The 26,521-nt window shown below is 67.0% G+C and carries 28 protein-coding genes; 23 read left to right on the forward strand and 5 right to left on the reverse strand.

Annotated features, from left to right (window positions below):
* Positions 1 to 66 precede the first annotated feature (66 nt).
* Positions 67 to 819, forward strand: a complete 753-nt coding sequence (locus V5740_RS02560; RefSeq protein WP_347303526.1) for a phosphatidylserine decarboxylase — start codon at positions 67 to 69, stop codon at positions 817 to 819.
* Positions 816 to 1,730, forward strand: a complete 915-nt coding sequence (locus V5740_RS02565) for a phosphatidylcholine/phosphatidylserine synthase (protein ID WP_347303527.1) — start codon at positions 816 to 818, stop codon at positions 1,728 to 1,730. The genes V5740_RS02560 and V5740_RS02565 overlap by 4 nt, the downstream gene beginning before the upstream one ends.
* On the opposite strand, the gene V5740_RS02570 is transcribed toward V5740_RS02565, so the two are convergent.
* On the reverse strand, positions 1,624 to 2,181 hold the full coding sequence (locus V5740_RS02570) for a hypothetical protein (protein WP_347303528.1): 558 nt from the start codon (positions 2,179 to 2,181) through the stop codon (positions 1,624 to 1,626). The genes V5740_RS02565 and V5740_RS02570 overlap by 107 nt on opposite strands.
* Here V5740_RS02570 and rpsB point away from each other — a divergent pair.
* From rpsB to V5740_RS02655, 17 genes are all read left to right on the forward strand, one after another.
* The gene (gene rpsB / locus V5740_RS02575; protein ID WP_347303529.1) at positions 2,159 to 2,971 is read left to right on the forward strand and encodes a 30S ribosomal protein S2; all 813 of its coding nucleotides are present in this window, start codon (positions 2,159 to 2,161) and stop codon (positions 2,969 to 2,971) included. The two genes, V5740_RS02570 and rpsB, sit on opposite strands and share 23 nt — an antisense overlap.
* A 96-nt stretch (positions 2,972 to 3,067) precedes the next feature.
* On the forward strand, positions 3,068 to 3,994 hold the full coding sequence (tsf, locus tag V5740_RS02580; protein WP_347303530.1) for a translation elongation factor Ts: 927 nt from the start codon (positions 3,068 to 3,070) through the stop codon (positions 3,992 to 3,994).
* A gap of 161 nt (positions 3,995 to 4,155) precedes the next feature.
* Positions 4,156 to 4,878 (forward strand): UMP kinase, encoded by a 723-nt coding sequence (gene pyrH / locus V5740_RS02585; protein ID WP_347303531.1) that lies wholly within the window; start codon positions 4,156 to 4,158, stop codon positions 4,876 to 4,878.
* Positions 4,878 to 5,438: a ribosome recycling factor gene (gene frr, locus V5740_RS02590; protein ID WP_347303532.1), complete on the forward strand. Its 561-nt coding sequence runs from the start codon at positions 4,878 to 4,880 to the stop codon at positions 5,436 to 5,438. Before pyrH ends, frr begins: the two co-directional genes overlap by 1 nt.
* A 95-nt stretch (positions 5,439 to 5,533) precedes the next feature.
* Positions 5,534 to 6,175, forward strand: coding sequence for a polyprenyl diphosphate synthase (uppS, locus tag V5740_RS02595; protein ID WP_347304423.1), 642 nt, complete (start codon positions 5,534 to 5,536; stop codon positions 6,173 to 6,175).
* Positions 6,162 to 6,938: a phosphatidate cytidylyltransferase gene (locus tag V5740_RS02600; RefSeq protein WP_347303533.1), complete on the forward strand. Its 777-nt coding sequence runs from the start codon at positions 6,162 to 6,164 to the stop codon at positions 6,936 to 6,938. The genes uppS and V5740_RS02600 overlap by 14 nt, the downstream gene beginning before the upstream one ends.
* A gap of 13 nt (positions 6,939 to 6,951) precedes the next feature.
* Positions 6,952 to 8,106, forward strand: a complete 1,155-nt coding sequence (locus tag V5740_RS02605) for a 1-deoxy-D-xylulose-5-phosphate reductoisomerase (protein WP_347303534.1) — start codon at positions 6,952 to 6,954, stop codon at positions 8,104 to 8,106.
* A gap of 4 nt (positions 8,107 to 8,110) precedes the next feature.
* Positions 8,111 to 9,226 (forward strand): RIP metalloprotease RseP, encoded by a 1,116-nt coding sequence (rseP, locus tag V5740_RS02610; protein ID WP_347303535.1) that lies wholly within the window; start codon positions 8,111 to 8,113, stop codon positions 9,224 to 9,226.
* Positions 9,227 to 9,481: 255 nt separating this feature from the next.
* Positions 9,482 to 12,184, forward strand: coding sequence for an outer membrane protein assembly factor BamA (bamA, locus tag V5740_RS02615; protein WP_347304424.1), 2,703 nt, complete (start codon positions 9,482 to 9,484; stop codon positions 12,182 to 12,184).
* Positions 12,184 to 12,861: an OmpH family outer membrane protein gene (locus tag V5740_RS02620; protein ID WP_347303536.1), complete on the forward strand. Its 678-nt coding sequence runs from the start codon at positions 12,184 to 12,186 to the stop codon at positions 12,859 to 12,861. The genes bamA and V5740_RS02620 overlap by 1 nt, the downstream gene beginning before the upstream one ends.
* Entirely contained in the window at positions 12,861 to 13,337 is a 477-nt protein-coding gene (gene fabZ, locus V5740_RS02625; RefSeq protein WP_347303537.1) for a 3-hydroxyacyl-ACP dehydratase FabZ, read from the forward strand. Before V5740_RS02620 ends, fabZ begins: the two co-directional genes overlap by 1 nt.
* A gap of 253 nt (positions 13,338 to 13,590) precedes the next feature.
* Positions 13,591 to 13,818 (forward strand): 50S ribosomal protein L31, encoded by a 228-nt coding sequence (rpmE, locus tag V5740_RS02630; protein ID WP_121116886.1) that lies wholly within the window; start codon positions 13,591 to 13,593, stop codon positions 13,816 to 13,818.
* Positions 13,819 to 14,001: 183 nt separating this feature from the next.
* On the forward strand, positions 14,002 to 14,181 hold the full coding sequence (gene rpmF, locus V5740_RS02635) for a 50S ribosomal protein L32 (protein WP_347303538.1): 180 nt from the start codon (positions 14,002 to 14,004) through the stop codon (positions 14,179 to 14,181).
* Between the two features lie 27 nt (positions 14,182 to 14,208).
* Positions 14,209 to 15,294, forward strand: a complete 1,086-nt coding sequence (gene plsX, locus V5740_RS02640) for a phosphate acyltransferase PlsX (RefSeq protein ID WP_347303539.1) — start codon at positions 14,209 to 14,211, stop codon at positions 15,292 to 15,294.
* A complete protein-coding gene (locus V5740_RS02645) occupies positions 15,291 to 16,256 on the forward strand; it encodes a beta-ketoacyl-ACP synthase III (RefSeq protein WP_347303540.1) in 966 nt (321 codons plus the stop codon). Before plsX ends, V5740_RS02645 begins: the two co-directional genes overlap by 4 nt.
* Positions 16,257 to 16,394: 138 nt before the next feature.
* On the forward strand, positions 16,395 to 16,697 hold the full coding sequence (locus V5740_RS02650; RefSeq protein WP_347303541.1) for an integration host factor subunit alpha: 303 nt from the start codon (positions 16,395 to 16,397) through the stop codon (positions 16,695 to 16,697).
* Positions 16,698 to 16,722: 25 nt separating this feature from the next.
* Positions 16,723 to 17,094, forward strand: coding sequence for a MerR family transcriptional regulator (locus tag V5740_RS02655; protein WP_347303542.1), 372 nt, complete (start codon positions 16,723 to 16,725; stop codon positions 17,092 to 17,094).
* Here V5740_RS02655 and V5740_RS02660 read toward each other — a convergent pair.
* A complete protein-coding gene (locus tag V5740_RS02660; RefSeq protein ID WP_347303543.1) occupies positions 17,088 to 17,963 on the reverse strand; it encodes a mechanosensitive ion channel in 876 nt (291 codons plus the stop codon). The genes V5740_RS02655 and V5740_RS02660 overlap by 7 nt on opposite strands.
* Before the next feature lie 131 nt (positions 17,964 to 18,094).
* Here V5740_RS02660 and V5740_RS02665 point away from each other — a divergent pair, with 131 nt between their 5' ends.
* Positions 18,095 to 19,723, forward strand: a complete 1,629-nt coding sequence (locus tag V5740_RS02665; protein WP_347303544.1) for a lysine--tRNA ligase — start codon at positions 18,095 to 18,097, stop codon at positions 19,721 to 19,723.
* Here the strand turns inward: V5740_RS02665 and V5740_RS02670 are convergent.
* The 3 genes from V5740_RS02670 to ettA form a co-directional block, all read right to left on the reverse strand.
* Positions 19,689 to 20,378: a 2OG-Fe(II) oxygenase gene (locus tag V5740_RS02670; RefSeq protein ID WP_347303545.1), complete on the reverse strand. Its 690-nt coding sequence runs from the start codon at positions 20,376 to 20,378 to the stop codon at positions 19,689 to 19,691. The two genes, V5740_RS02665 and V5740_RS02670, sit on opposite strands and share 35 nt — an antisense overlap.
* A gap of 111 nt (positions 20,379 to 20,489) precedes the next feature.
* Positions 20,490 to 21,398 carry an RcnB family protein gene (locus V5740_RS02675; RefSeq protein ID WP_347303546.1) on the reverse strand — a complete coding sequence of 303 codons (909 nt, stop codon included), beginning with the start codon at positions 21,396 to 21,398 and terminating at the stop codon, positions 20,490 to 20,492.
* Between the two features lie 118 nt (positions 21,399 to 21,516).
* The gene (ettA, locus tag V5740_RS02680) at positions 21,517 to 23,196 is read right to left on the reverse strand and encodes an energy-dependent translational throttle protein EttA (protein WP_347303547.1); all 1,680 of its coding nucleotides are present in this window, start codon (positions 23,194 to 23,196) and stop codon (positions 21,517 to 21,519) included.
* Positions 23,197 to 23,309: 113 nt separating this feature from the next.
* On the opposite strand from ettA, the gene V5740_RS02685 reads away from it, so the two are divergent.
* From V5740_RS02685 to V5740_RS02695, 3 genes are read left to right on the forward strand one after another with little or no spacing between them, the layout of a single operon-like run.
* Positions 23,310 to 23,951: a YitT family protein gene (locus V5740_RS02685; protein ID WP_347303548.1), complete on the forward strand. Its 642-nt coding sequence runs from the start codon at positions 23,310 to 23,312 to the stop codon at positions 23,949 to 23,951.
* A gap of 55 nt (positions 23,952 to 24,006) precedes the next feature.
* Entirely contained in the window at positions 24,007 to 25,131 is a 1,125-nt protein-coding gene (locus V5740_RS02690) for a polysaccharide pyruvyl transferase family protein (protein WP_347303549.1), read from the forward strand.
* Entirely contained in the window at positions 25,124 to 26,503 is a 1,380-nt protein-coding gene (locus V5740_RS02695; protein ID WP_347303550.1) for a Coenzyme F420 hydrogenase/dehydrogenase, beta subunit C-terminal domain, read from the forward strand. The genes V5740_RS02690 and V5740_RS02695 overlap by 8 nt, the downstream gene beginning before the upstream one ends.
* Positions 26,504 to 26,521 lie beyond the last annotated feature (18 nt).

Raw genomic sequence — 26,521 nt, forward strand, 5'->3', positions numbered from 1 at the left:
TCCCGTACGGCGGCGAGCCGCGCCTGTGGGTTGTGGCGCGTGGGTGATGGTCCTAAGCATCCGCGGATGGCTGGAGAATTGCTGGACAACAAGGGCCGCGGCACGGCCGCCTGGTCGCTGCCGCCGATCCACCCGGAAGGGCGCAAATTCGGGCTGATCGCGGTCGCGGCGGCTTTATTTTTTCTGTTCGCGCTGGATTGGGAGATCATCGGCTGGCCGCTGCTGTGCCTGTCGGCCGGCGTGTTCGCCTTCTTCCGCGATCCCGAACGGGTGGTGCCGCAGGGGGAAGAACTGGTGGTCGCACCGGCCGACGGGCTGGTCACGATGATCGCCACCGTGCCGCCTCCGGTTGAGCTGCAGATGGCGGATGCCGCCGGCCGGGCTGGGCTGGGCGCCGCGCCGGTGACGCGCATCTCCATCTTCATGTCGATGTTCGACGTCCACATCAACCGCGCGCCGGTGGCCGGGACGGTTCGCCGGGTGGTGTACATCCCCGGCAAGTTCGTGAATGCCGACCTCGACAAGGCGAGCGAGGATAACGAGCGGCAGCATTTGCTGATCGAGCGGGCCGATGGCGTGGCGATCGGCTGCACCCAGATCGCGGGACTGGTCGCGCGGCGCATCGTGCCGTTCGTGAAGCCGGGCGACATCGTGGCGGCGGGCCAGCGGATCGGCCTCATCCGGTTCGGCAGCCGGGTCGATGTGTATCTGCCGGCCGGAACCGATGCGCAGGTCGTGCTTGGTCAGAAGACTGTCTGCGGCGAAACCGTGCTGGCGCAGCTGGGCGGGCAGGGCCTGATCGAAGGAATAAGCCAATGACCGCCACCATGCCCGATCCCGCCGACAGCGGTGCCTGGCTGGGTCCCAAGGCAAGCGAGGACGATGATCGGGTCGCCTCGGCGCAGCGGCCGGCGCCGGGCCTGGCGCTGCGGGCGGTCATCCCCAACGCAATCACCGCCGCGGCGCTGTGTTCCGGCCTGACTGGCATCCGCTTCGCCATCACCGGGGACTGGGAACGCGCGCTGTTCGCCATCATCCTGGCGGGCCTGCTGGATGGCATCGACGGCCGCATCGCCCGGCTGCTGAAGGCGCAGTCGCGCTTCGGTGCGGAGCTGGACAGCCTGGCCGATTCGCTCAGCTTCGGCATGGCACCCGCATTGGTGCTGTTCCTGTGGTCGCTGCAGGACCTGCCGCGCTTCGGCTGGTTCGCGGCGCTGGCCTTCGCCATCTGCTGCGCGCTGCGGCTGGCGCGGTTCAATGCCCGCATCGACATGGAGGAGCAGCCGCACAAATCGGCCGGCTTCCTGACCGGCGTGCCCGCGCCATTGGGTGCGGGCCTCGCCTTCCTACCGATGTATCTATGGCTGGCGAGCGGGGAGCCGGTGTTCCGCGAACCCGCGCTGGTGGCGGTGTGGACGGTGCTGGTCGCCGGGCTGATGATCTCCAACCTGGCGACGCTCAGCTGGACTTCGTTCCGCCCGCGCTCCAGCGTCAGGCTGGCGGCAATTGCGCTGGCCGGGCTGACCTTTGCCGCGCTGCTGACCGAACCGTGGGCGACGCTGGCGGTTCTTTCGATCGCCTATCTGGCGCTGCTGCCGGTCAGCATCGTGCGCTACGCCCGGCTCAGGCGGCAGCGCTCCACGCCGGGCGGGCGCGCGGCAGCGCCTGCCGCCGCGACGGCACCGGCCGCAGCCGTCGGTCCTGAGGCCGATCCGCCGCTGGCGAAATGACCGGCGCCGCCGTGCGGCGCACCGTCACCATCCGGTAATGCGTCTGCGCGGCGAGCTCTTGCGGGCCGAGCAGCAGGCGTGCGGCCGGCACCAGCGTGCGGACGGCATCGGCCAGCACGAGCAACGCGCCAAGCGTTGCGGCGACAAACAGCAGGGCAAGCATGTGCGGCATGGCGTCAAACTCCCGTGCAGGCGGCGATGGCCGACTCACACCGGCAATGTTCCGCATTTGTTCTGCAACGTCAAGCGAACATGCACCGCGGCATTCCCGCTGGCCTTGCGTCGCCTGATCGCGTATGGGCAGCGCCGTCGGCGGCACCCCGAATCGGGATGGCGCGGGCAAATTCACATGGAAGGCAAACATACCGGTGCCCGCCGCGACGGCAGGTTCCCCGCTTTCCAGAGGACCAACCGGAAAGGAATTACCCATGGCGGTTCCCACCGTCTCCATGCACCAATTGATCGAAGCCGGCGCGCATTTCGGGCACCAGACTCACCGCTGGAACCCGCGCATGAAGCCGTACATCTTCGGCGCGCGCAATGGCGTCCACATCATCGACCTGTCGCAGACCGTGCCGCTGATGGCGCGCGCGCTGGACTTCGTGTCGGCCACCACCCGCGCGGGCGGCAAGGTGCTGTTCGTCGGCACCAAGCGCCAAGCGCAGGAGCCGATCGCTCAGGCCGCGCGCGCCTGTGGCCAGCACTTCGTCAATCATCGCTGGCTGGGCGGCATGCTGACCAACTGGCGCACCATCAGCCAGTCGATCAAGCGGCTGAAGACCCTTGAGGAGCAGCTGGCGGGCGACACCGCGGGCCTGACCAAGAAGGAAGTGCTGCAGCTGACGCGTGAGCGTGACAAGCTGGAGCTGTCGCTGGGCGGTATCCGCGACATGGGCGGCATCCCCGACGTGATGTTCGTGATCGACGCCAACAAGGAAGAGCTGGCGATCAAGGAAGCCAACGTGCTCGGCATCCCGGTCGTCGCCGTGCTCGACACCAATGTCGATCCCAGCGGCATCGCCTTCCCGATCCCCGGCAATGACGACGCCAGCCGTGCGGTCCGCCTGTATTGCGAGGCGCTCGCCGCCGCCGCCAGCCAGGGCCGGACGCAGGGCGTGGTGGATTCGGGTGCCGATTTCGGCGCCATGGACCTGCCGCCGGAAGAGGCTGAGGCCGCTGCAGAGCCCGCGGCTGCCGAGCCGGCCCCGGCTGAAGAGACCGCCGCCCCCGCACAGGCGTAAAGCCTGCGTCACATTGGCGGATCAGAGCGCCGGCCTGTCGCACCCCATCCAGTGCAGCGGGCCGGCGCCCCTATTCATTCAAGAGGATTATCGATCATGGCAGCTTACACCGCCGCTGACGTCAAGAACCTGCGCGAACGGACTGGCGCGGGCATGATGGACTGCAAGAAGGCGCTGTCCGAGACCAATGGCGACGTGGAAGCCGCCGTGGATGCGCTGCGCGCCCGTGGCCTCGCCGCCGCGCAGAAGAAGTCCAGCCGCACCGCGGCCGAGGGCCTGGTCGGCGTTGCCGTCGAGGGTCTGAAGGGCGTGGCGGTGGAGGTGAACTCCGAAACCGACTTCGTCGCCAAGAACGAGCAGTTCCAGGACTTCGTCCGCAAGGTCACCGGCGTAGCGCTGACGCAGGACGGCGATGAGATCGACGCGCTGAAGGATGCCGGCTACCCCGGCGGCGGCACCGTTGGCGAGAAGCTGACCGACAATGTCGCCACCATCGGCGAGAACCAGCAGCTGCGCCGCATGAAGAGCGTGCGCGTGAACAGCGGTCTGGTCGTGCCTTACATGCACAATGCGCAGGCGCCGAACCTGGGCAAGATCGGCGTGCTGGTCGCGCTGGAGAGCGAAGCCGGCGCCGATGTGCTGGAGCCGCTGGGCAAGCAGATCGCGATGCACATCGCCGCCGCGTTCCCGCAGGCGCTGGACGCCGACAGCCTGGATGCCGACGTGATCGAGCGTGAGCGCGCGATCGCCCGCGAGAAGGCGGCCGAGAGCGGCAAGCCGGAAGCGGTGCAGGAGAAGATGGTCGATGGCGCGGTGAAGAAGTTCGCCAAGGAGAACGCCCTCCTCAGCCAGCTGTTCGTGATGGACAACAAGACCCCGATCGCGGACGTGGTCGCGCAGGCTGGCAAGGAAGCCGGCAAGCCGATCACCCTGGTGGATTATGTCCGTTACCAGCTGGGTGAGGGCATCGAGAAGGAGCAGACCGACTTCGCTGCCGAGGTCGCTGCCGCCGTTAAGGGCTGATCCTTCCGCCATTTGCGAGTAATTGGCGGCCGCCGGGGCAGGAATGCTCCGGCGGTCGTTTTCGTAAGTGGTTTCATCTGCTCCGCTGCACCCTTGGCAGCGCCCCCGCCCGCTCTATAAGGGCGCCTGTCCCCGCCACCGCTGAAGGTTGTTTCCGTTCCATGTCCATGCCGCCCGCCAAACGCGTCCTGCTGAAGCTGTCGGGCGAGGTGCTGATGGGGGAGAAGCAATTCGGCATCGACCCCGCCTTCGTGGCGGAACTGGCGGCGGAGGTGAAGGCGGCCAAGGAAACCGGACTGGAACTGTGCCTGGTAATCGGCGGCGGCAACATCTTTCGCGGCATGGCCGGTGCGGCCCAGGGGATGGAGCGGGCGCAGGCCGATTACATGGGCATGCTGGCGACGGTCATGAACGCCCTCGCCATGCAGAGCGCGCTGGAGCAGCTCGGCGTGGAGACGCGGGTGCAATCCGCGATTGACATGGACCAGGTGTGCGAGCCGGTGATCCGGCGCCGCGCCGAGCGTCATCTGGCGAAGGGCCGCGTGGTGATCTTCGCCGCGGGCGTGGGTGCACCCTATTTCACCACTGATTCCGGCGCTGCGCTGCGCGCGGCCGAGATGCAGTGCGATGCGTTGCTGAAGGGCACCAGCGTCGACGGGGTCTACAATGCCGATCCGAAGAAGGATCCGGCAGCCAAGCGTTTCGACACAGTCACTTACGACAAGGTCTTGGGTGACAATCTGAAGGTGATGGATGCCTCCGCCGTGGCACTGTGCCGCGACAACCGGATCCCGATCGTGGTGTTCTCCATCCGCGAGAAGGGTAATCTGGCGCGCGTGCTGGCGGGCGAGGGTGTCCAGACGATCGTGCAAGGGGAAGCCTGATGGCGCAGAAGTATGACAAGGCCGACGTCGAGCGGCGGATGACCGGCGCGGTGGAGAGCCTGAAGGGTGATCTGTCGGGCCTGCGTACCGGCCGCGCCAATGTGGCGCTGCTCGATCCGGTCATGGTGGAGGTCTACGGCGCGCTGATGCCGCTGAACCAGGTCGCCACCGTCTCCGCGCCGGAGCCGCGCATGTTGAGCGTGCAGGTGTGGGACCGGGCCAATGTGATCCCGGTCGAAAAGGGGATCGCCCGGTCCAATCTGGGCCTCAATCCCAGCATCGATGGGCAGACGCTGCGCCTGCCGCTGCCGGACCTGACGGAGGAGCGGCGCAAGGATCTGGCGAAGCTCGCCGGCAAGTATGCCGAAGGGGCCAAGATCGCCATCCGCAATGTCCGCCGCGATGCGATGGAATTGCTGAAGGATGACGAGAAGAAGAAGCAGATCAGCGAGGACGAGCGCAAGCGGCTGGAGGACGAGGTCCAGACCCTGACCGACCGTTACATCAAGGACGTCGACGCCGCGACGGAGGCGAAGGAAAAGGAAATCCTGCAGCGGTGAGCGACCGGGGCGCCCGGACCGGCGCGCTGGACGCTGCCGCGGCGCCCGCCGGTGGGGCGCGTGCAGGCCATGGTGCGCGCCATGTCGCGATCATCATGGATGGGAATGGACGCTGGGCGCGCCGTTTCCACCTGCCGCGCGCCATGGGGCACCGGCGCGGTGTGGAGGCGGTGCGTAAGCTGGTGCGCGCGCTGCAGCCGATGGGGATCGACTGCCTGACGCTGTATGCCTTCTCGTCGGAGAACTGGAAGCGGCCGGAGGACGAGATCAGCGACCTGATGGGGCTGATGCGGCAATTCATCCGGTCCGACCTGCCGGAGTTCATCGCCAACGATGTGCGGCTGAAGATCATCGGCGATTACAAGGCGCTGGCGCCGGATATTGTCGACATGCTGGAAGACGCGCTGGCGCGGACCGCCGGCGGCAGCCGTACGCTGGCCGTGGCGTTGAACTATGGCTCGCAGCAGGAGATCGCGCGGGCGGCGGCGAAGGCCGCGGCCGAAGGTGCGGTGACGGCCGACAGCATCGCCGCGCATCTCGATACCGCCGACCTGCCGCCACTGGACCTGCTGATCCGCACCAGCGGGGAAGTGCGCTTGTCGAACTTCCTGCTGTGGCAGGCCGCCTATGCGGAGATGTGGTTCACCGAGGTGCTATGGCCGGATTTCACGCCCGCGCACCTGGAAGAAGCGCTGGCGAGCTTCGCCAATCGGGAGCGTCGCTTTGGCGGACGTTGAGGGTACGACGCAGCGCAAGCGCGACCGGTTCAAGGCCCATGCGAAGCGTTATGCCACCGTGCCGCTGGCGGTGCGCACGGGTGACCTGCCGAAACGGCTTGCCTCCGCTATCGTCATGCTGGTGCTGGCGGGCGCCGCCTTCGCGTTGGGCGGCATCGTGCTCCAGGCGTTCCTGCTGCTGGTCGGCGTGCTGGCCTTTGGCGAGGCGGTGCGGCTGATCCTGCGAGCGACGCTGCGCTGGCGGCTGCGGCTCGCCGGCCTGCTGGCGGCGGCGGCCTATATCGGCCTCGCCGCGGCGTTCCTGATCGGCATGCCGCGTTTCGTGCTGGTGGTGGCGGTCGTGGCGGTGATCGCGACCGATACCGGTGCCTATTTCAGTGGGCGCACCATCGGCGGCCCGCGCATCGCGCCGCGGATCAGCCCGTCCAAGACCTGGGCCGGGCTTGCCGGCGGCATGGTCGCGGCGGCGCTGTGGCTGACCTTGGTCGCTGCAGTGCTGCACCAGGCGCTGAACGCCCTTTCCCCGAACGAGCCGGTGGCGATCGCGCCCGGACAATGGCTGATGGGCGCGCTGGTCGGCGCCGGGCTGGCGGTGGCGGCGCAGGCTGGCGACTTCCTGGAAAGCTGGCTGAAGCGCAAGGCGCATGTGAAGGATTCCTCCCGTCTGATCCCCGGCCATGGCGGGGTGCTGGACCGCGTCGACGGGATCATCCCCGTCGCGCTGATCGTCGGCCTGCTCGGCACCTATGGCAGTGCGTGGTAGCTGCGCGGCGCACGTGACCCGTTCCATCTCCATCTTCGGTGCGACCGGCTCGATCGGCGCCTCGACGCTCGACCTCGTCGGCCGCCAGCCGGAGGAGTGGCGGGTGGAGGCGCTGACCGCCAATTGCCAGGCGGCGGAGCTTGCCCGGTTGGCGCGGCAGCACGGGGCGCGCATAGCGGTCGTCGCTGACGAGGGGTGCCTGCCCGAACTGCGCGGCCACTTGGCGGGCAGCGGTATCGAGGCGGCTGGCGGTGCGCAGGCGCTGGTCGATGCGGCGGCAAGAGGGGCCGACCTGACGGTCGCGGCCATTGTCGGCTGCGCGGGGTTGGCACCGACCATGGCGGCGATCCGCGCCGGCAAGACGGTCGCCCTCGCCAACAAGGAGGCGCTGGTCTCCGCCGGCGAGGTGATGACCGCCGCGGTGAGGCGCCATGGCGCCACGCTGCTGCCGGTCGATTCAGAGCATAACGCGATCTTCCAGTGCCTGGCCGGCAACGACATCGCCGATGTGGCCGTCATCACATTGACGGCGAGCGGCGGCCCTTTGCGCGACTGGCCGCTGGAACGGCTGCGCGGTGCGACCGCGGCGGAGGCGGTGGCGCACCCCAATTGGTCGATGGGCGCCAAGATCAGCGTCGATTCCGCCACCATGTTCAACAAGGGGCTGGAATTCATCGAGGCGTTCCACCTCTTCCCCGTCGGTCATGAACGGCTGCGGATCGTGGTCCATCCGCAAAGCGTCATCCATTCCATGGTGGAATACCGCGACGGCTCCACGCTGGCGCAGCTCGGCCCGGCCGACATGCGCGTGCCGATCGCCTCCACCTTGGCATGGCCGCGCCGCATGGACACGCCGTGCAAGCCGCTGGATCTGCCCGCGATCGGCCAGCTCACCTTCTTCGCGCCTGACGAGGACCGTTTCCCCGCGACCCGCCTGGCGCGGGAGGCGGTGGTGGCGGGCGGCGGCGCAGCGGCCGTGCTGAACGCCGCGAACGAGGTGGCGGTGGCAGCCTTCCTGTCTGGTCAGATTGCATTCACCCGGATTGCGCAAATTGTGGCGCAAGTGCTTGAAACCTATTCCCCCGCGCCGCCCATGACTCTTGACGAGGTGCTTGCCGTCGATGGCGAGGCGCGCCGACGCGCCACCACCATGCTGCGGCCGGCCTGACAGCATGATCGAGAGCCCCCCGCTGTGGATGTGGGTCATCGGCTTCCTGCTGGTGCTGGGGCCGCTGGTGACGCTGCACGAGCTGGGGCACTACCTGGTGGGCCGCTGGTTCGGCGTACAGGCGACCGCATTTTCCGTCGGCTTCGGCAAGGAGCTGGCCGGCTACACCGATCGGCGCGGGACCCGCTGGAAGCTGTCGGCGCTGCCGCTGGGCGGCTATGTCCAGTTCGCCGGCGACATGAACCCTGCCAGCCAGCCGAGCGACGAGTGGCTGGCCCTGCCGGCGGAGGAGCGGGCGCGCACGTTCCAGGCCCGCACGCTGTGGCAGAAGGCGCTGATCGTCGCGGCCGGACCCGTCACCAACTTCGCAGTGGCCATCGCCATCCTCGCCGGCCTCAACCTCGCCTATGGCCGGGTGGAGGTGCCGCCGGTGGTGCAGGTGCTGGCGGAAGATGGCGCCGCGGCACAGGCGGGCGTCGCGCTCGGCGATCGCATCGTCAGCCTGAACGGCGAGCCGATCGAGCAGTTCGAGGAGGTGCGCGGCTTCGTCGCCCCCTATCCGGACGAGCCCGTGACGCTGGTGGTGGATCGCGGCGGGCGGCAGCTGACCTATCGCTTCACCATCCGCAGCGTGGAGGAGCAGGACCGGTTCGGCAACCGCTTCCGCATCGGCCAGATCGGGGTTGGTTCCGGCGACGGGCAATTGGTGCCGGTGCAGCCTGCCGAATCCGTGGTGCTGGCGGTGCGGCAGACGGGCGAGATCGTGGAGACCATGGTGATCGGCCTGTGGCAGGTCATCAGCGGCCGGCGGTCGGTGGAGGAACTGGGTGGCCCGATCAAAATCGCCAAGTTTTCGGGCGAGCAGCTGAGCCTAGGCTGGCCGCAATTCATCCACTTCGCCGCCCTGATCTCGATTAACTTGGCATTCATTAACCTCCTGCCAATTCCGGCGCTCGATGGTGGTCACCTGGCCTTCTACGCGGCGGAAGCGATCCGTCGCCGACCGGCCAGCCAGCGCAGTCAGGAATGGGCATTTCGCACCGGCATCGCCTTGGTGCTGGCGCTGATGCTGTTCGTGACGATAAACGATGTTGCCACGCTGCCCATCTGGGGGCGGTAGGCCATGCACCGCCCACCTTGTCGCGAGGGGGCATCACGGGAACGACCAAGGGGATCGCGGCACGTAAGCTTCCAAACGCTCGCTTGATCGTCCGCCCGGCATGGGGCAAGGGCGCGGGCTTCCACCGCGTGAGGGGAACCGGCATGACGCTGCGGGGGCGGCGGACAGGGCCGGGTTGATGTGCCGCTATCCATGCAGATGATTGGACCGACGGGAATGACCGCCAGGAATACTGAAGTGACTGCCTTGCCCCTGATGGCGGCGCTGCTCGGCTGCACGATGCTGGCCGGCCTGCCGGTGGTGGCCGTGGCGCAGGACTCGCCCGCAGCCACGCCTCCGGCGGCTACGCCGCCTGCCACCACGGGCCAGGCCGCACCGGGGCAGGCCCCCGCGGCCGCCCCTGCCGCCGCGCCGCAGCCACAGGGCGAGGTGATCCGGTCCATCGCGGTCGCCGGGGCCCAGCGGCTGGAGCCGGAGACGATCCTCAGCTACATCAAGCTGCGCCCGGGCGACCGCTACAGCCCCGCCGCCGCCGACCAGGCGCTGAAGGATCTGGCCGCGACCGAGCTGTTTTCGGATTACCGCATCGACAACAATGCCGGCAATCTGGTCATCACCGTGGTGGAAAACCCGGTCATCAACCGCATCGTGCTGGAAGGCAATCGCCGGATCAAGGACGACAAGATCCTGCCGGAGATCCAACTGGAGCCGCGGCAGATCTTCACCCGGTCGAAGGTGCGCGCCGACGTTGCCCGCATCATCGAGCTGTACAAGCGCCAGGGCCGCTTCGCCGCCACGGTGGAGCCACAGATGGTGCAGCTCGACCAGAACCGCGTGGACGTGGTGTTCGAGATCACGGAAGGGCCCAAGTCCAAGGTCCGCCAGATCAACATCCTGGGGAACGAGGCGTTCAGCGACGGCGAGCTGCGCGACGAGATGGTGACCAAGGTCGCCAGCATCACCCGCATCTTCTCGTCCGGCACCAGCTACGATCCGGACCGGCTGGCTTTCGACCAGCAGCAGCTGCGCGCGTTCTATCTCCAGAACGGCTATGCCGATTTCCGCGTTGTGTCCGCCGTGGCGGAACTGACGCCCGACAAGCGCGACTTCATCATTACCTACGTGGTCGAGGAAGGGGAGCGCTACAAGTTCGGTGAGGTCGGGGTCGACAGCCAGCTGCGCGACTTCGATTCCGATCGGATGAGCGCCAACCTGCCGATGAAGTCGGGCGACTGGTACGACGCCAAGCTGGTCGAGGACACGATCGAGCAGATGACGGAGCTGGCCGGCACCTACGGCTACGCCTTCGCCGACGTGCAGCCCCGCTTCACGCGCAACCAGGAAGACCTGACGATGAACGTGCGCTTCGTCATCAACGAAGCGCCGCGCGTCTATGTCGAGCAGGTGAACATCAACGGCAACACGCTGACGCAGGACAAGGTCGTGCGGCGCGAGTTCCGCATCACCGAAGGCGACGCCTTCAATTCGCTGCAGGTGCAGCGCTCCACCGCGCGCATCAACTCGCTGGGTTACTTCCAGGAGAATTTCGAGGTCAGCCAGGTCGATGGCTCGGCCGCGGACCGCATCATCCTGGACGCCAACGTGCAGGAACAGGCGACGGGCGAACTGTCGCTGTCGGCCGGCTTCTCCTCCATCGAAAGCTTCATCTTCCAGGGATCGATCCGGCAGCGCAACTTCCGCGGTCGCGGGCAGACGGTGGGCCTGGCGGTCAGCTATTCCCGCTATTCGCGCTCGGGCAGCATCAGCTTCAGCGAGCCGTATCTGTTCGACAAGAACATCTCCGCCGGTGTCGACATCTATCGCCGGGATTTCAACAACGGCTATCTGGATCGCAATTCGGCGACCTACGAACAGGCGCAGACCGGTATCTCGCTGCGCGCGGGCGTGCCGCTGACGGAGTACATGACGGCGGTTGCCCGCTACACGTTCAACTACGACGATGTGACGCTGGACGAGGATCAGTACTTCATCGACGGCCAGTGCTCGCCGCTGATCGCCGGCCGGTTCCTGTGCGATGCGATCGGCACCCGGACCAGTTCCATCCTGGGCGGTTCGCTGATCTACTCCACGCTCAACAGCCGCGTGCGCCCGACATCGGGCGAGAACGTGGTGCTCAGCGTCGATCTCGCCGGCCTGGGCGGATCGGTTAAGTATGCGCGCGTCACCGCCAATGCCGACAAGTACTGGAACATCGGCAGTGGCTTCATCTTCAACCTCAGCGCGCAGGGCGGCTACATCAAGGGGCTGGGCAACAACGGCAACGTGCTGCTGACCGACCGCTTCTTCCTGGGCGAGCCGCAGATCCGCGGCTTCGACATCCGGGGCGTCGGCCCGCGCGTGATTCGGCGCTTCTACCAGACCGACGCGGCACAGGCCGATGGTTACGCCCGCGATGCGGCCGGCAACGGCATCCTGCTGCCCTTGCGCGATCGCGGCAATTCGGACGACGCGCTGGGCGGCAACGCCATGTACCTGTTCCAGGCGGAGCTGGAGATCCCGCTCAGCTCCGGCGCGCGGGAGCTGGGCCTGCGCCCGTCGATCTTCGTCGATGCGGGCGCGGTGTTCAATGTCCGCCGGCCGCAGCTGACCTCCACCCCGTTCCCGGGCGGGCAGGGCATTCCGGCGCGCGACGCGAACGGCAACCAGCTCTATTCGCAGATCGTGTACGATGCCGCCGGGCAGCCGACAGGCACGACGGCGGTGACGAACCCGACCTCGCCCACCGGCATCGCCAACGAACCGATCAACCGTTTCACCCTCCCGCCCTTCGTGGAGCAGTTCTATGGTGACACGCCCAAGCCGCGCGTCGCCATCGGCATCGGGGTGGACTGGAACTCGCCATTCGGCCCGTTCCGCATCAACGCCGCCTATCCGCTGCTGAAGGCGGAAGGCGACGACACGCAAATCTTCTCGTTCAACGTAGGAACCCAGTTCTGATGACCAAGCTTCTGAAGCCCGCGCTGGCCGTCGGCCTCGCTTTCGCCGCGCTGACCGCACCTGCCGCCATCGCCCCCGTCGCTGCGCAGACCGCGCAGACCGTCGGTGTCGTCAACTACCAGGCGGTGATCGCCAGCTCCAACGCGTTCCGCGCCGCGCAGCAGCAGCGCCAGACCACCTACCAGGCGCAGATCGAGCAGGCGAACCAGCGCCGCACCGCGATCCAGCAGCAGCTGCAGCCGCTCGTCACCCAGTTGCAGACCGCCAGCCAGCAGCCGAACGCCGACCAGGCCGCGCTGCAGCAGCAGGCCGCGCAGATCCAGCAGATCGAGGCGGCCGGCCAGCGCGAGCTGCAGCAGATCATCGCCCCCGTGCAGCTGAGCCAGGCCTATGCGGAGGAGCAGGTGCAGGCGCAGCTGCCGACCGCAATCGAGAACGCGGCCAAGGCGCGTGGCGTGACGCTGGTGCTGACGCCCGACACGGTGCTGTATGCGGAGGCCGCGCTGAACCTCAATCAGGCGGTGCTGGACCAGCTCAACACGCTGCTCCCCTCCATCCAGGTGACGCCGCCTGAAGGGTGGGTCCCGGCCGAGATCCGGGAACAGCAGGCGGCGCAGGCCGCCGCGCAGGGCCAGGCGCCCGCCGCAGCCGCGACCACTCCGGTCGAGGGGCGCTGATGACCGACGCCGCCACCCCAGTCGCCGAGCCACGCACCATGGACGTCGCGGGCATCCTTGCGATGCTGCCGCACCGTTATCCGATGCTGCTGGTCGACCGGGTGGCGGAGCTGGTGCCGGACGAGCGCATCACCGCCATCAAGGCGGTGTCGTTCAACGAAAGCTTCTTCCAGGGCCATTTCCCCGGCCGTCCGATCATGCCGGGCGTCTTGCAGATAGAGGCGCTGGCACAGGCCGCGGGCATCCTAGCGGTCGAGACGCTGGGCCTCGCCGGTAGCGGCAAGCTGGTCTATTTCATGGCCATCGACGAGGCGAAGTTCCGCGCCCCCGTGGAGCCCGGCTGCCTGCTCACGCTGGAGGCGAGTTTCGTGCAGAAGCGCGCCCGCGTGTGCAAGTTCCGCGGCGTCGCCAGCGTGGAAGGGAAGGTGACATGCGAGGTGAACTTCACCGCCATGATCGCCGATGCGCCGGCCTGACTGCAAAAGCGCTTTCCTACAGCCCCGCAGGATGGCTCAACCGCGCTCAAGCCCGGTCGCGCCGCCCTGCCTGATTCGCCTGAACAGCATCGGCCTAAGCGTGAATGGGGCCGAGCGGTAGGTGTCAACTTAGTGTCAACTTCCGCCTGATCCGGCGACTTGCCATGACCGTCCGATGGCCTTATGGGCGCCGCTTTCCATCCCAATTGCCCAGCCGGTCGGTACCGGCCCCATGCACGAGGACTTGTACGCCATGAAGGCCGATATCCACCCCGACTACCACATGATCAAGGTGCAGATGACCGACGGCACCGTGTTCGAAACCCGCTCTACCTGGGGCAAGGAAGGCGACACGCTGGCGCTCGACATCGACCCGACCAGCCACCCGGCCTGGACCGGTGGTACGCGTCAGCTGGATACCGGTGGCCGCGTGGCGCAGTTCAACAAGCGCTTCGGCGGGCTGTCGCTCAAGAAGAAGTGAGCCGGCGTCCGGCCCCGCCATCGCGCAGGGCTGGCGTGACGGTTGCGCGTTCGCGAGAAATCGCTATAGGGCGCGCCTTCGCCGCATGATCCGCCATCGCCCCCGCGCATGCTTGCACGGGTGGCGGCGGCGTTCTAGGGCGGCCGCAACATCATTGATCAATTCTAAGGAACAGGTGCCGCAATGGCCGTCCCCAAGAGGAAAACTTCCCCGCACCGTCGCGGTAACCGCCGGTCCCACGACGCACTCAAGGTCGAGGCCTTTCACGAGTGCACCAATTGTGGCGAGCTGAAGCGCCCGCACCACCTGTGCGGCGCCTGCGGTCACTACAACGGACGCGAAATCGTCGCCCCCGCAGCCTGATCGTCAGGTGATGGGGAATTGGCGCGCATGAGCCTGCCGCGTATCGCCGTTGACGCGATGGGCGGGGACGAGGGCGTGCGCGTCATGGTCTCCGGGGCGGCGCTCGCCCGTCGGCGGCATGACAAGTTCAAGTTCCTGCTGGTCGGCGACGGTCCCCGGATCGAACAGGCGCTTGACCAGCATCCCGGCCTCCGCGCCGCTGCCGAGGTCCTCCATTGCGAGGATGTGGTCGCCGGCGACGAGAAGCCGACGCAAGCGCTGCGCCGGGCGCGCACCACCTCCATGGGCCTCGCCATCAATGCGGTGAAGCGCGGCGATGCCGGCGCCGCCGTCAGCGCAGGCAATACCGGCGCGCTGATGGCGATGAGCAAGCTGGCGCTGCGCACCATGCCGGGCATCGACCGGCCGGCTCTCGCTGCGCTGATGCCGACGCTGGGCGACAACGATGTCATCATGCTGGATCTCGGCGCCAACACCGAGTGCAGCGCGCAGAACCTGGTCCAGTTCGCGATCATGGGCGCGGCCTATGCGCGGATCGTGACGGGGCGCGAACGCCCGCGCGTCCGCCTGTTGAACATCGGCACCGAAGATACGAAGGGCACCGGCGACCTGCAGGATGCCGCCCAGGCGCTGCGCGACGCGCACGGGCTGGCGCTCGACTTCGAAGGCTTCGTTGAGGCGAACACCATCAACCGCGGCAATGTCGACGTAGTGGTGACCGATGGCTTCTCCGGCAATATCGCGCTGAAGGCGATCGAAGGCTCCGCCCGGTTCGTGACCGACCTGCTGAAGGATGCGTTCCGCTCCTCGCTCCGGTCCAAGATCGGCTTCCTGATCTCCCGTCCGGCAACCGAATTGCTGCGCCATCACCTTGATCCAAACAACCACAATGGCGCGGTCTTCCTCGGCCTGAACGGTGTGGTCGTGAAATCCCATGGCAGCGCCACCGCCGCCGGCGTTGCCAATGCCGTCGCCGTGTCGGCGCGCCTGTTGGAAGAGGATCTGACGCAGCGCATCACCGCCGACCTGCACGAACTCGGCACGGACCGGCTGCGCGCCCGGGTGTCGCCAGCCAATCTTGGCGCTCGACCCAATCTGGAGCCGTCACAATGATCCGGTCGGTGTTCCGCGGGGTGGGCCACGCTCTGCCGGCACGAGTGGTCAGTAATGACGAGCTGGCTCAGCAGCTCGACACCAGTGACGAATGGATCCGCGAACGGACCGGCATCACCCAGCGCTACATTGCGGGCGAGGGTGAGACCACCGGATCGCTGGCGACCGCCGCAGCGCGCGCCGCACTGGCGGATGCCGGTATCGATGCGTCCGCCGTGGACCTGATCGTGCTGGCGACCGCTACGCCGGACCAGACCTTCCCCGCCACCGCCACGCTGGTGCAGCACGCGCTGGGTTGCAGCGGCGCGGCGTTCGATGTCGCGGCGGTCTGCTCGGGCTTCCTGTATGCGCTGGGCACCGCCGATTCGATGCTGCGCAGCGGCATGGCGACGACGGCCCTGGTGATCGGCGCGGAGACCTTCAGCCGCATCCTCGACTGGGAAGACCGCACCACCTGCGTGCTGTTCGGCGACGGCGCGGGCGCCTTCGTCCTGCAGGCGGCCGATGTGGCGGAGCATGACGGACCAGGCGTCCTGGCGACGAAGCTGCATGCCGACGGCCAGCATCGCGACCTGCTGCATGTCGATGGCGGTCCGTCCACCACCGGCACCGTGGGCAAGCTGCGGATGAAGGGGCGCGAGGTGTTCCGCCACGCCGTCGTCAATCTGGCGGAGGTGCTGGCGGAGGTGCTGGAGGCATCGGGCCACACGCCGCAGGACATCGACTGGGTCGTACCGCATCAGGCCAATTTCCGCATTCTGGACGCGACCGCGCGCAAGCTGGGCTTGCCGATGGAGCGGATGGTGGTGACGGTCGACCGCCATGCCAACACCTCCGCCGCGTCAGTGCCGCTGGCCTTTGCCGTTGCGCGAGCCGATGGCCGGATCAAGGATGGCGACCTCGTCATGTTGGAGGCGATGGGCGGCGGCTTCACCTGGGGGGCCAGCCTGCTGCGGCTGTGACGCGGGAATTACGTCCGCAATCGTCCCGATGTGAGCAGTTGCAATAAAATCGCGCCGAGTTGATGTTGCGAACATTCTGTATTTCCGGCAAACAAGCGTCGGGGTCGCACCGGTCTTGTTGGGGGAAATTTCATGCACATGATGCGCTCCGTAGGTACACTGACGCGGGCTGATTTGGCCGAGACGCTGAACCGGAAGCTGGGCCTGTCCCGCGCCGAAAGCCTGAACCTGGTCGAATCAATCTTGGCCAAGATGTGCGAGGCGTTGTCCGAGGGGCAGAACGTCAAGATCTCCAGCTTCGGCAGCTTCGTGCTGCGTGACAAGCGGGAGCGGGTGGGCCGCAATCCCAAGACCGGGATCGAGGTGCCGATCACGCCGCGCCGCGTGATGACCTTCCGCGCCAGTCAGAAGCTGAAGGACCGGATCGGCGCCTCTGCCTGACCTACCGCCTGCTGCTGCCGCCACCATGCCGGACGGGAAGGAGCCAGGTGCGCTGCGCACCATTGGCGAGCTGTCCGCCATGCTGGGCGTAAAGCAGCATGTCCTGCGATACTGGGAACAGCAATTCCCCACATTGCGCCCGCTGAAGCGCAGCGGTGGCCGCCGCTACTACCGGCCGGAGGATGTGGCGCTGGTCACCCGGATCGATGCGCTGGTCAATCGGGACGGCTACACGATCAAGGGCGCCCGCGCCGCGCTGTCGCAAGGACCGAACGCGGACGACACGCCGGTCGCGGCACCCGCTCCTGACACGGCGGAGATCGTCGCCGATGCGGACGAGGTGCTTGCCAGCCTGCGGGCCATCCGCGACCGGCTGGCCACGGCGCTGGCCTACTGATCGGTCGGCAGGACCGCCGCCCGTCGCAACGGCAGCGGTTCCTTGAAGGTGTGGGTCAGGTAGGGGAAGGGTATCTCGATCCCAGCGCCGTCCAGCTTCGCCTTGATCGCCAGCAGCACGTCTGTGCGGGTCTCGCGCTGGTCGCGCGGGGCGGCGGCCGTCCACCATTGCACCAGCAGGTCAATCGAACTGGCGCCGAACTCCCGCGCATAGATGCCGATCGGCTTGTCGGGGGCGATACCTTCCAGCCCGTCAAAAGCGGACCGGATCAGGTCCATTGCCTGCTTGAGGTCGGCATCGTAGCCGACGCCCACCACCAGCTCGTCCCGGCGCAGCGTCTGGTCGGTCAGGATGCGGACCGGGTTCTTGAACAGCATGGAATTGGGCAGCAGCGTCAGCTCCCCGGTCAACTGGCGGATGAACGTTTCGCGCAGGTTGATGCGTTCAACCCGTCCGCGGATGCCTTCCACCTCAATGATGTCGCCGATGTGCATCTTCTCGCGCACCATGATGAGCACACCGGCGAGGAAGTTCTCGAAGATGTCCTGGAAGGCGAAGCCGATCGCGACGGCGCCGATGCCCACTCCGGCGAACAGGCTGGCAGGTGTCAGGCCGGGCATGACGACGGTGGCGGCGATCATGATACCGGCGATCCAAATGCCGACCCGCACCAGCGTTTCCACCAGTTGCTTCAGGCTTTCGCGCAGGTGCGTGTGGGCGGTCAGCCGGTCGGCAATGCGTACCGCGAAGCGGGCGAGGAACCAGGTCAGGAACAGGATCAGCAGCGCAATGCCGATGTTCGGCAGAATGGCGACGAAGCCGCGGGCCATCTGCAACACGCGTTCCTGCAGCACGGCGATGTAGTTCACGTAAGCCCTGCCTTCATGTCACCCCACCACCGTCTGTCGGTGAGGGGTGTACGGGTTGTCCGAGGCATGGTTCCGGCTGCGGGGCGTCCAGGCCCTTGCACCCGCACGCCGCATCCGCGAAAGGCAGCGGCATGTTTGACGAAGCGCTGATCGCCGCCGCCCGCGTGTCCAAGGCCTGGCCGTTCCAGGAGGCGATGAAGCTGGTGAAGCGCTATCCCGGCGGTAAGCCGGGCGGTGCGCCCGTCCTGTTCGAGACCGGCTATGGCCCCAGCGGCCTGCCGCATATCGGCACCTTCCAGGAGGTTCTGCGCACCACGCTGGTCCGCCGCGCCTACGAGATCGTCGCCAGCACGGACGGCACACCCGCGCCGACCCGGCTGGTCGCGTTCAGCGACGACATGGACGGTCTGCGCAAGGTGCCCGACAACGTGCCGAACGGCGATCTGCTGCGCGCGCATCTGGGCCGGCCGCTCAGCCGCATTCCCGATCCCTTCGGCACGCATGCGAGCTTCGCCGCGCACAACAATGCGATGCTGCGTGACTTCCTGGACCGGTTCGGGTTCGAGTACGAATTCGTCTCCGCGTCGGACCGGTACAATAGCGGCGCGTTCGACGATGCTCTGCGCGGTGTGCTGCGCCATTATGACGCGATCATGGGTGTGATGCTGCCCACCCTGCGGGAGGAACGGCGTCAGACCTACAGCCCGGTCCTGCCGGTCAGCCCCATTACCGGCGAGGTACTGCAGGTGCCGGTCGAGGTCGTCGATGCCGATGGCGGTATCGTCCGGTTCGTCGATCAGGGCCGCACAATCGAACAGTCGATCCTGGGTGGGCAGGCCAAGCTGCAGTGGAAGGTCGACTGGGCGATGCGCTGGGTCGCGTTGGGCGTCGATTACGAGATGTACGGCAAGGATCTGACCGACAGCGGCACGCAATCCGGCAAGATCGCGCAGGTGCTGGGCGGCCGTCGGCCGGAAGGGCTCATCTACGAGCTGTTCCTGGATGAGCATGGCGAGAAGATCAGCAAGTCCAAGGGGAACGGCCTGACGATCGACGAATGGCTTACCTACGGCACCGAAGAGAGCCTGGGCTTCTACATCTTCCCCAATCCCAAGAGTGCCAAGAGCCTGCATGTCGGCGTGATCCCGCGCGCGGTGGACGATTACTGGCAGTTCCGCGGCAAGATACCGGAGCAGCCGGTCGATCAGCGATTAGGCAACCCGGCCTGGCACCTGCTGCGCGCCAATGGCGATGCCGGCGGGGCGGGGGACACGCTGCCCGTGACTTATGGCCTGCTGCTGAACCTGGTGGGTGTGCTGGGCGCCGGCGCCACGCGCGAACAGGTATGGTCCTATCTCGGCAATTACATCGCCGATCCCGACCCGGCGAAGCACCCGCAACTGGATGCGCTGGTCACCGCCGCGCTCGCCTACAACCGGGATTTCGTCGCCCCCACGTTGCAACGGCGGGCCCCCACCGTGAACGAAGCGGCCGCGCTGGCCGAGCTTGACCGCCAACTCGATGGCATGGCCGGTGCCGATGCGGAGGCACTACAGACCATGGTGTACGAGATCGGCAAGCACCCGGAGTACGGCTTCGAGAACCTGCGTGACTGGTTCAAGGCCTTGTACGAGACGCTGCTCGGCAGTCCGCAGGGGCCGCGAATGGGCAGCTTCATCGCCCTCTACGGCATTCCCGGTACGCGCACGCTGATCGCGGAGGCGCTTACAGCCACGGGCGGACCCGATACCACTTCGTGATGACGTATTTCACGCCGGCGGTCACCGGACGGCCGGCGTGGATAGTCCACGGATTGGGCGTGCCATCAGCGGTGGCATTGTTCCACACCAGCAGCGCGCCGGGCTTGGGCTCGATCGAGAGACTGAGCCGCGGGAAGTCGGTCGTGCCGCCGCCCTCCACCGGGTTCAGGAAGGCCATCGCCGTGACCGCCCGTTGCCCGCCGCGGCCACGCTCCATCTGCCAATAAGGGGAGTTGGAGGGGAACCAGTCGGTATGATGCTGGAACTGCTGCCCCACGAGGTAGCGTTGTCCCTGGATGGTCTCTCCCGTCTCCGGCTCCAGACCCAGCAGATCGTCGAACCGGCGCTGGATGCGGCGGACGAAGGGCGCAGCGGGATCGACATCGCCTGAATAGCTGGTGCGGTATCCGGATTCGTACGGCATATCGAAGGCACCGCTCGGCTGCGCGGTTTCGTCGATCATGGTGATGAGCTGCGCGCATTCCGCGGCCGACAGGAAGTCGCCGATCGCCCACAGCTCCACCTTGTCGCCGGGCACCCGGTAGGCTGCGGGATTGTCCGCCAGCCGATCGCGCAGGGTGCGACCGATCCGGCGCAATTGCGCCTTGTCGGGATGGCCGCTTTCGTCGGGCAGATTGTCAGGATCGGCAGCCATGATGTTGCCATCTGTCCATCAACCACACGCCGCAGGCAAGCGGCAAAGCCCCCGGCCGGGCACGACCGAGGGCTCCGCCCTGCCGGACCACTCACCCGGCAGAAGCTTGGCTTACCAGTAGAAGTCGTAGATCGCGTCGACCACCTGGCCAGAATAGGTGTCCACCAACAGCACGTCGTCGTAGTACCGGATCCAGCGATACTGGCCGTAAACAGGCGGCAGGCGATACTGCCACGGGTCGTTGATCCAGTAACGGCTGCCGAAGAACAGGCTGTTCAGCGTAAAGCCGATGTTCAGCCGGCGGTACGACCAGTCGCGATAGGGCGAATAGTACCGTCCGGCACGGTAGAGGTTGCGGTTGGCCTGACGATACCGGCCCCAATCGTACCGGTTGTCGTTACGCCAGCCACGGTCCCACCGCCGTTCGTCGCGACCGCTGTAATAGCGATTGTCGCGGCGATTGTCCCAGCGGCGATTGTCATACCGGCTGCGGTCCCGGTCCCACCGGTCGCGGTCGTTGTTGTTCCAACCCTGGCGATTGTTGTTCCAGTCGCGCCGGTTGTTCCAGTTGCGCCGATTATCCCAATTGCGTCGGTCGCTGCGGTCGTCGACGCGATCGGCCCGCCGATCGCCACGCCGCTCCACCTGTTGCGCGCGCCAGTCGCCGCGCCGTTCGATCCGGCGGGCATCGCGGTCGCCCGCCTGCTCTACCCGGCGGCCGATTTCCTCCGCACGTCGATCGATCCGGCGGCCTTCGCCCAAGCGGCCTTGCATCCGCGCCTGATCGGCCCGCCAGTCCCCACGGCGTTCGATCCGCTGCGCCTGGCGCTCGCTGCTGCGATCGACCTGCTGCGCACGCTGCTCGCTACGCCGGTCGATCCGTTGGGCCCGCTGCTCGCTGCGGCGGTCGATCCGCTCGGCCCGGCGGTCGCCGCGGTCCTGCGCCTCGGCCGCTACGGGCGGCACGGCTAGGCCGGCTGCCAGTGCGGCAAAGCCGACCATCTTCAAGAACTTGGTCACGCGCATCGCTGTAACACTCCAAAATGCGGTTGCGCCGCGTGAGTGGCTGCGGCCGATACCGGAGCATTACAGTGATTCGGCTTTCCGTTAACTGAATGGTCGACTTATCTGAACAAGATTAACGTGTCAGCTTCTTGTAGGCCAGTTTCGTCGGCCGGTCGGCGGCATCGCCCAGCCGGCGGCGCTTATCTTCCTCATACGCGGCGAAGTTGCCTTCGAACCATTCGACATGGCTGTTGCCCTCGAACGCCAGGATGTGCGTGGCGAGGCGATCCAGGAAGAAGCGATCGTGGCTGATGACCACGGCGCAGCCGGCGAAGTTTTCGATGGCATCCTCCAGCGCGCCCAGCGTTTCCACGTCGAGGTCGTTGGTCGGTTCGTCCAGCAGCAGCACGTTGCCGCCCTGCTTAAGCATCTTGGCCATGTGCACGCGGTTGCGCTCACCGCCGGACAGCTTGCCGACATTCTTCTGCTGGTCGCTGCCCTTGAAGTTGAACGCGCCGACATAGGCACGGGTCGACGTCTCGTGCTTGTTGACGGTCATGTAGTCGAGCCCGTCGGAGATTTCCTCCCACACGTTCTTCTTGGGGTCGAGGTGATCGCGGCTCTGGTCGACATAGCCCAGGTGGACGGTGGAGCCGATCTCGATCGCGCCCTCATCCGGCTGTTCCTGCCCGGTGATCAGCTTGAACAAAGTGGATTTGCCCGCGCCGTTGGGGCCGATCACGCCGACGATGCCGCCCGGCGGCAGCATGAAGGACAGGTCTTCAAACAGCAGCTTGTCGCCGAACGCCTTGGTCAAGCCCTTGGCCTCGATCACCTTGCCGCCCAGGCGCTCCGGCACCTGGATGACGATCTGCGCCTTGCCCGGCTTGCGGGTGCTCTGCGCCTCTTGCAGCGCCTCGAACTTCTTGATGCGGGCCTTGGACTTGGTCTGGCGGGCAGCGGGGGTCTGCCGGATCCATTCCAGCTCCTCCTTCAGCGCCTTGGACCGGCCGCTTTCCTCCCGATCCTCCTGCTCCAGCCGCTTGGCCTTCTTGTCGAGGTAGGTGGAATAATTGCCCTCATACGGGAAGTAGCGGCCGCGATCGATCTCCAGGATCCAACCGACGACATTGTCCAGGAAGTAACGGTCGTGGGTGATCATCAGCACCGCGCCGGCATATTCCTTCAGGTGGTTTTCCAGCCATTCGACGCTTTCGGCGTCCAGGTGGTTGGTCGGTTCGTCCAGCAGCAGGATGTCCGGCTTCTGGATCAGCAGCCGGGTCAGCGCGACACGGCGCTTCTCGCCGCCGGAGAGGCTATCGACCCCGCTGTCGGATGGCGGGCAGCGCAGCGCCTCCATCGCGATCTCCAGCTGGTTGTCGAGCGTCCAGCCATCGACCGAGTCGATCTTCTCCTGCAGGGTGCCCATCTCCTCCATCAGGGCGTCGAAGTCGGTGTCGTCCTTGGGGTCACCCATCTCCGCACTGATCGCGTTGAAGCGATCGACCATGTCGGCCACCTCGCGTGCGCCGTCCTTGACGTTTTCCAACACCGTCTTGGTCGGGTCCAGCTCCGGCTCCTGCGCCAGGTACCCGACCGTGATGTTCTCGCCCGGCCAGGCCTCGCCCGTGATGTCGGTGTCGATGCCGGCCATGATCTTCATCAGTGTGGACTTGCCCGCGCCGTTGGGGCCGACGATGCCGATCTTGGCGCCCTGATAGAATTGCAGGTTGATGTCCGACAGCACCGGCTTAGGCGCGCCGGGGAAGGTCTTGGTCATGTTCTTCATGACATAGGCGTATTGGGCGGCCATCGCGTCTCTGTCTCGATCAAGGGTATGGGGAACTGGCGCCCGCAATTAGGCGCTGCCACGCCTATGGGCAACCCGCTTGGCGGCGGGGGGCGGGTCCACTAGGGGCGCAAACCGTGACAGATGAAACCAACCCGCTCGATCCCGAAGGCGTGCTGCGCGACCCGCACGAGCATACCTGGCTGGAAGACATGTACGGCGTGCTCAGCGGCTGCACGCTGCTGGCGATCGGGCTGGTGCTGATGCAGGCCGCGGGCATCGTCACCGCGGGGGTCGCGGGCATCGCGCTGCTGCTGTCCTATGTGCTGCCGCTGGGCGTCGGGCCCTTGTTCTTCGTCATCAGCCTGCCATTCCTGGTGTTCGGCGGGCAGGTGCTAGGCCGCGAATATGTGGTGAAGACGGTGATCGCCAGCGGCCTGATCTTCACCATCGTCGCGCTGGCGCAGCAGGCGACGGACATCGCCTGGGTCCACCCCGCCTTCGGCGCGCTGGCCGGCGGCACCTGCGCGGGGATCGGCATCCTGGCGCTGGTGCGGCACAATTGCGGCGCGGGCGGCATCACCACGCTGGCGCTGTACCTGCACCGGACCCGGGGATGGAGCGTGGGGCGGTTCCAGCTGATGGTGGATGCGGTGATCGTCGCCAATGCGCTGTGGGCGATTCCGCCATCGCAGATCGGCTGGTCCGCGCTCAGCATTCTGGCGATCAACATGATCCTGATCGCCTATCACAAGCCGGGCCGCTATCTCGGCCACTGATCGCACCGGGCAAACCCTTGCAATGCCTGCGCTTCACTGGCTAGACGCAAGCCGAATGGGGCGGCGACTTGACGATAGCGTGGGCGAACAGCCCGCCGGGGGCGATTACGTGGTGGCGGCGCCCGCCGCGCGCGGGACCGTGGGTGTGCTCACCTTCCATCGCTGCATCAATTACGGATCGTACTGGCAGGCCCGCAGCCTGGTGGAAGGGCTGCGTGGCATTGGGCATGATGCGGTGCTGCTGGACCACCAGTGCGCCGATGTGCGCAGCCGCGAATGGCGCTGCGCGTTCCAGCCGCTGCTGCCCCGGCGCTCTGCTCGTGCCGATCTGCCGCTGTATGGCGCCAAGGCGCGCAAGCTGCTGGAGGCGGTGGCTGCACTGCCGCTGTCGGCCCCGTTCGAACTCGCGCAGCCGGACACGATGGCGCCGGTCGATACGGTGGTGATCGGCAGCGACGAGGTGTGGAACCTGCAGCATCCCTGGTATGGCGGCAGCCGCCCGTTCTGGGGCGAAGGGCTCAATACTGCGCGCACCCTGTCCTACGCCGCCAGCTTCGGCAATTATGACGCCGCAAACGGTCTTGGCGATGACTGGGCCGACCGGTTGCGGCGGCTGGACGCAATTTCGGTTCGTGACCGCAATGCGCAGGAACTGGTGCATGGGGCGATCGGCGTCGATGCGCCGCTGGTGCTCGACCCCGTGCTGCAATATCCCGTTGCGCGGATGGATGCGCCGGTGGGCAGCGCCATCCTGGTCTATGGCCACAACTTCCCCGACTGGTATGCCCGCGCCGTACGCGCCCATGCCGATGCCAGAGGGGCGGAGCTGGTCAGCATCGGTTACCGCAACGATTGGGCGCATCGCCAATGGCTGGATGCCAGCCCGCAGGAATTTGCCGCAGCGATGGCGGGGGCCGCCGCGCTGGCGACCAATTTCTTCCATGGTTGCGTCTTCGCCCTGCTGAACGACCGTCCGTTTGCTTGCGTCGCCTCCGATTACCGGGCCAACAAGCTGCGCGATCTGATGGCGGTGGCCGGCACGGCGGAGCGGCAGGTGACCGAGGCCGACGCAGCCGGCATCGGTGCGCTGCTGGACACACCGCTGGGATCCGGTGTGGCGGAGCGGCTGGCCGCCACCCGCGCGCAATCCGCCGCCTACCTCGCCACCGTTCTTGCCTGAGGCACCCGCCGCGATCAGCCCGGGGGAGGTCGTCTCCTCCGGCCTGTGCATCGGCTGCGGCGCCTGCGCCAGCGGCGCGCCCGCCCGCATGGACTGGGACCGCTTTGGTCAATTGAAGCCGGTGGGTACGCCCGAATGGCAGGCCCGGCCGACCGCCCGCCAGGCGGCGATCTGCCCCTTCAGCCCGACCGCCCGGAACGAGGATGCGATCGCCGCCGTCAGGTTCGCCGACGCGCCGTTGCATGACGGCAGGCTTGGTCGCCACCGCCAGTGCCATGTCGGCCATGTGGCGGAGGATGGCTTTCGCGGGAACGGTTCGTCCGGCGGGCTGGTCAGCTGGGTCGCGGCGGAGCTGCTGCGCCGCGGGCTGGTGGACGGCGTGGCCCATGTCGCACCCGCGACGGATGGCCGCCTGTTCCGCTATCGTATCTCTCGCAGCGTGGCGGAGGTGGGGCAGGGGGCTAAGAGTCGCTACTACCCGATCGACCTCGCCGCCGTGCTTGACGAGATGCGGCAGGTGCCCGGCCGTTATGCCGTGATCGGCATTCCGTGCTTCATCAAGGCGGTGCATTTGGCGCGGGCGGACGATCCGGTGTTGGAGCAACGCATCACCCACCTGCTCGGCCTGTTCTGCGGCCATATGAAGAGCGCGCGGCTGGTGGACAGCTTCGCCTATCAGATGGGGGCGGAGCCGAGCCGGGTGCAGGCGGTCGACTACCGCGTGAAGAATGCGGACCGGCCCGCCAACTGGTACCGGACGCAGCTTCGCCTGAAGGACGGCAGCGCGGTGGAGCAGGATTGGTGGCATCTGGTGGAAGGGGACTGGGGTTCCGGCTTTTTTCAGAACAGCGCCTGCGATTTCTGTGACGACGTGGTGGCAGAAACGGCCGACATCTCCTTCGGCGATGCCTGGGTGGAACCGTACAGCAGCGATGGTCGCGGCACCAACGTGGCCGTGATCCGCTCCGCGGAGATCGCCGCCATCGTGGCGGATGGGATCGGGGATGGACGGCTGGCGCTGACCGAGGTGAATGCCGATTTCGTGGCCGACACGCAGGCGGCGGGTTTCCGCCACCGGCGAGAGGGGCTGGCCTGGCGGCTGGCGCATCGTTCGCGCGCGGCAGGGCTGATGCCGGTCAAGCGTGTCGCGCCAGCCAGCGCCGGCGTACCGCCACGACGCCGGGCGGTATACCGGATGCGGCGCACGATTAGCCGGGCGAGCCACCGGTTATTCGCACTGTCCCGCCTGACGGGCAGCCGTGCGGTGTACCAGCGACCCGCGCAGTGGCTGGTACACCTATATGGCGCGCTGACCTATGGCCGCGGCCGGCTGGGTCGCCTGCTCGATCGGCTGGACGGCAGTAAACGATAACCAGGATGGTTCGATGTT

Origin of the sequence: Croceibacterium sp. TMG7-5b_MA50 (genome assembly GCF_039830145.1) — a bacterium.
Lineage (GTDB): Bacteria > Pseudomonadota > Alphaproteobacteria > Sphingomonadales > Sphingomonadaceae > Croceibacterium.

Excerpts from the sequence above, each read along its gene's own strand:
- tsf (WP_347303530.1), top strand. The coding sequence starts at position 3,068 with ATGGCAGCTTACACCGCCGCTGACGTCAAGAACCTGCGCGAACGGACT.
- rseP (WP_347303535.1), top strand. The coding sequence starts at position 8,111 with ATGATCGAGAGCCCCCCGCTGTGGATGTGGGTCATCGGCTTCCTGCTG.
- V5740_RS02665 (WP_347303544.1), top strand. The coding sequence starts at position 18,095 with ATGTTTGACGAAGCGCTGATCGCCGCCGCCCGCGTGTCCAAGGCCTGG.
- frr (WP_347303532.1), top strand. The coding sequence starts at position 4,878 with ATGGCGCAGAAGTATGACAAGGCCGACGTCGAGCGGCGGATGACCGGC.
- V5740_RS02565 (WP_347303527.1), top strand. The coding sequence starts at position 816 with ATGACCGCCACCATGCCCGATCCCGCCGACAGCGGTGCCTGGCTGGGT.
- V5740_RS02645 (WP_347303540.1), top strand. The coding sequence starts at position 15,291 with ATGATCCGGTCGGTGTTCCGCGGGGTGGGCCACGCTCTGCCGGCACGA.
- V5740_RS02670 (WP_347303545.1), bottom strand. The coding sequence starts at position 20,378 with ATGGCTGCCGATCCTGACAATCTGCCCGACGAAAGCGGCCATCCCGAC.
- rpmE (WP_121116886.1), top strand. The coding sequence starts at position 13,591 with ATGAAGGCCGATATCCACCCCGACTACCACATGATCAAGGTGCAGATG.
- ettA (WP_347303547.1), bottom strand. The coding sequence starts at position 23,196 with ATGGCCGCCCAATACGCCTATGTCATGAAGAACATGACCAAGACCTTC.
- V5740_RS02620 (WP_347303536.1), top strand. The coding sequence starts at position 12,184 with ATGACCAAGCTTCTGAAGCCCGCGCTGGCCGTCGGCCTCGCTTTCGCC.
- bamA (WP_347304424.1), top strand. The coding sequence starts at position 9,482 with ATGGCGGCGCTGCTCGGCTGCACGATGCTGGCCGGCCTGCCGGTGGTG.
- rpmF (WP_347303538.1), top strand. The coding sequence starts at position 14,002 with ATGGCCGTCCCCAAGAGGAAAACTTCCCCGCACCGTCGCGGTAACCGC.
- V5740_RS02650 (WP_347303541.1), top strand. The coding sequence starts at position 16,395 with ATGATGCGCTCCGTAGGTACACTGACGCGGGCTGATTTGGCCGAGACG.
- rpsB (WP_347303529.1), top strand. The coding sequence starts at position 2,159 with ATGGCGGTTCCCACCGTCTCCATGCACCAATTGATCGAAGCCGGCGCG.
- fabZ (WP_347303537.1), top strand. The coding sequence starts at position 12,861 with ATGACCGACGCCGCCACCCCAGTCGCCGAGCCACGCACCATGGACGTC.
- plsX (WP_347303539.1), top strand. The coding sequence starts at position 14,209 with ATGAGCCTGCCGCGTATCGCCGTTGACGCGATGGGCGGGGACGAGGGC.
- V5740_RS02690 (WP_347303549.1), top strand. The coding sequence starts at position 24,007 with ATGGGGCGGCGACTTGACGATAGCGTGGGCGAACAGCCCGCCGGGGGC.
- V5740_RS02560 (WP_347303526.1), top strand. The coding sequence starts at position 67 with ATGGCTGGAGAATTGCTGGACAACAAGGGCCGCGGCACGGCCGCCTGG.
- V5740_RS02570 (WP_347303528.1), bottom strand. The coding sequence starts at position 2,181 with ATGGAGACGGTGGGAACCGCCATGGGTAATTCCTTTCCGGTTGGTCCT.
- V5740_RS02655 (WP_347303542.1), top strand. The coding sequence starts at position 16,723 with ATGCCGGACGGGAAGGAGCCAGGTGCGCTGCGCACCATTGGCGAGCTG.
- pyrH (WP_347303531.1), top strand. The coding sequence starts at position 4,156 with ATGTCCATGCCGCCCGCCAAACGCGTCCTGCTGAAGCTGTCGGGCGAG.
- uppS (WP_347304423.1), top strand. The coding sequence starts at position 5,534 with ATGGATGGGAATGGACGCTGGGCGCGCCGTTTCCACCTGCCGCGCGCC.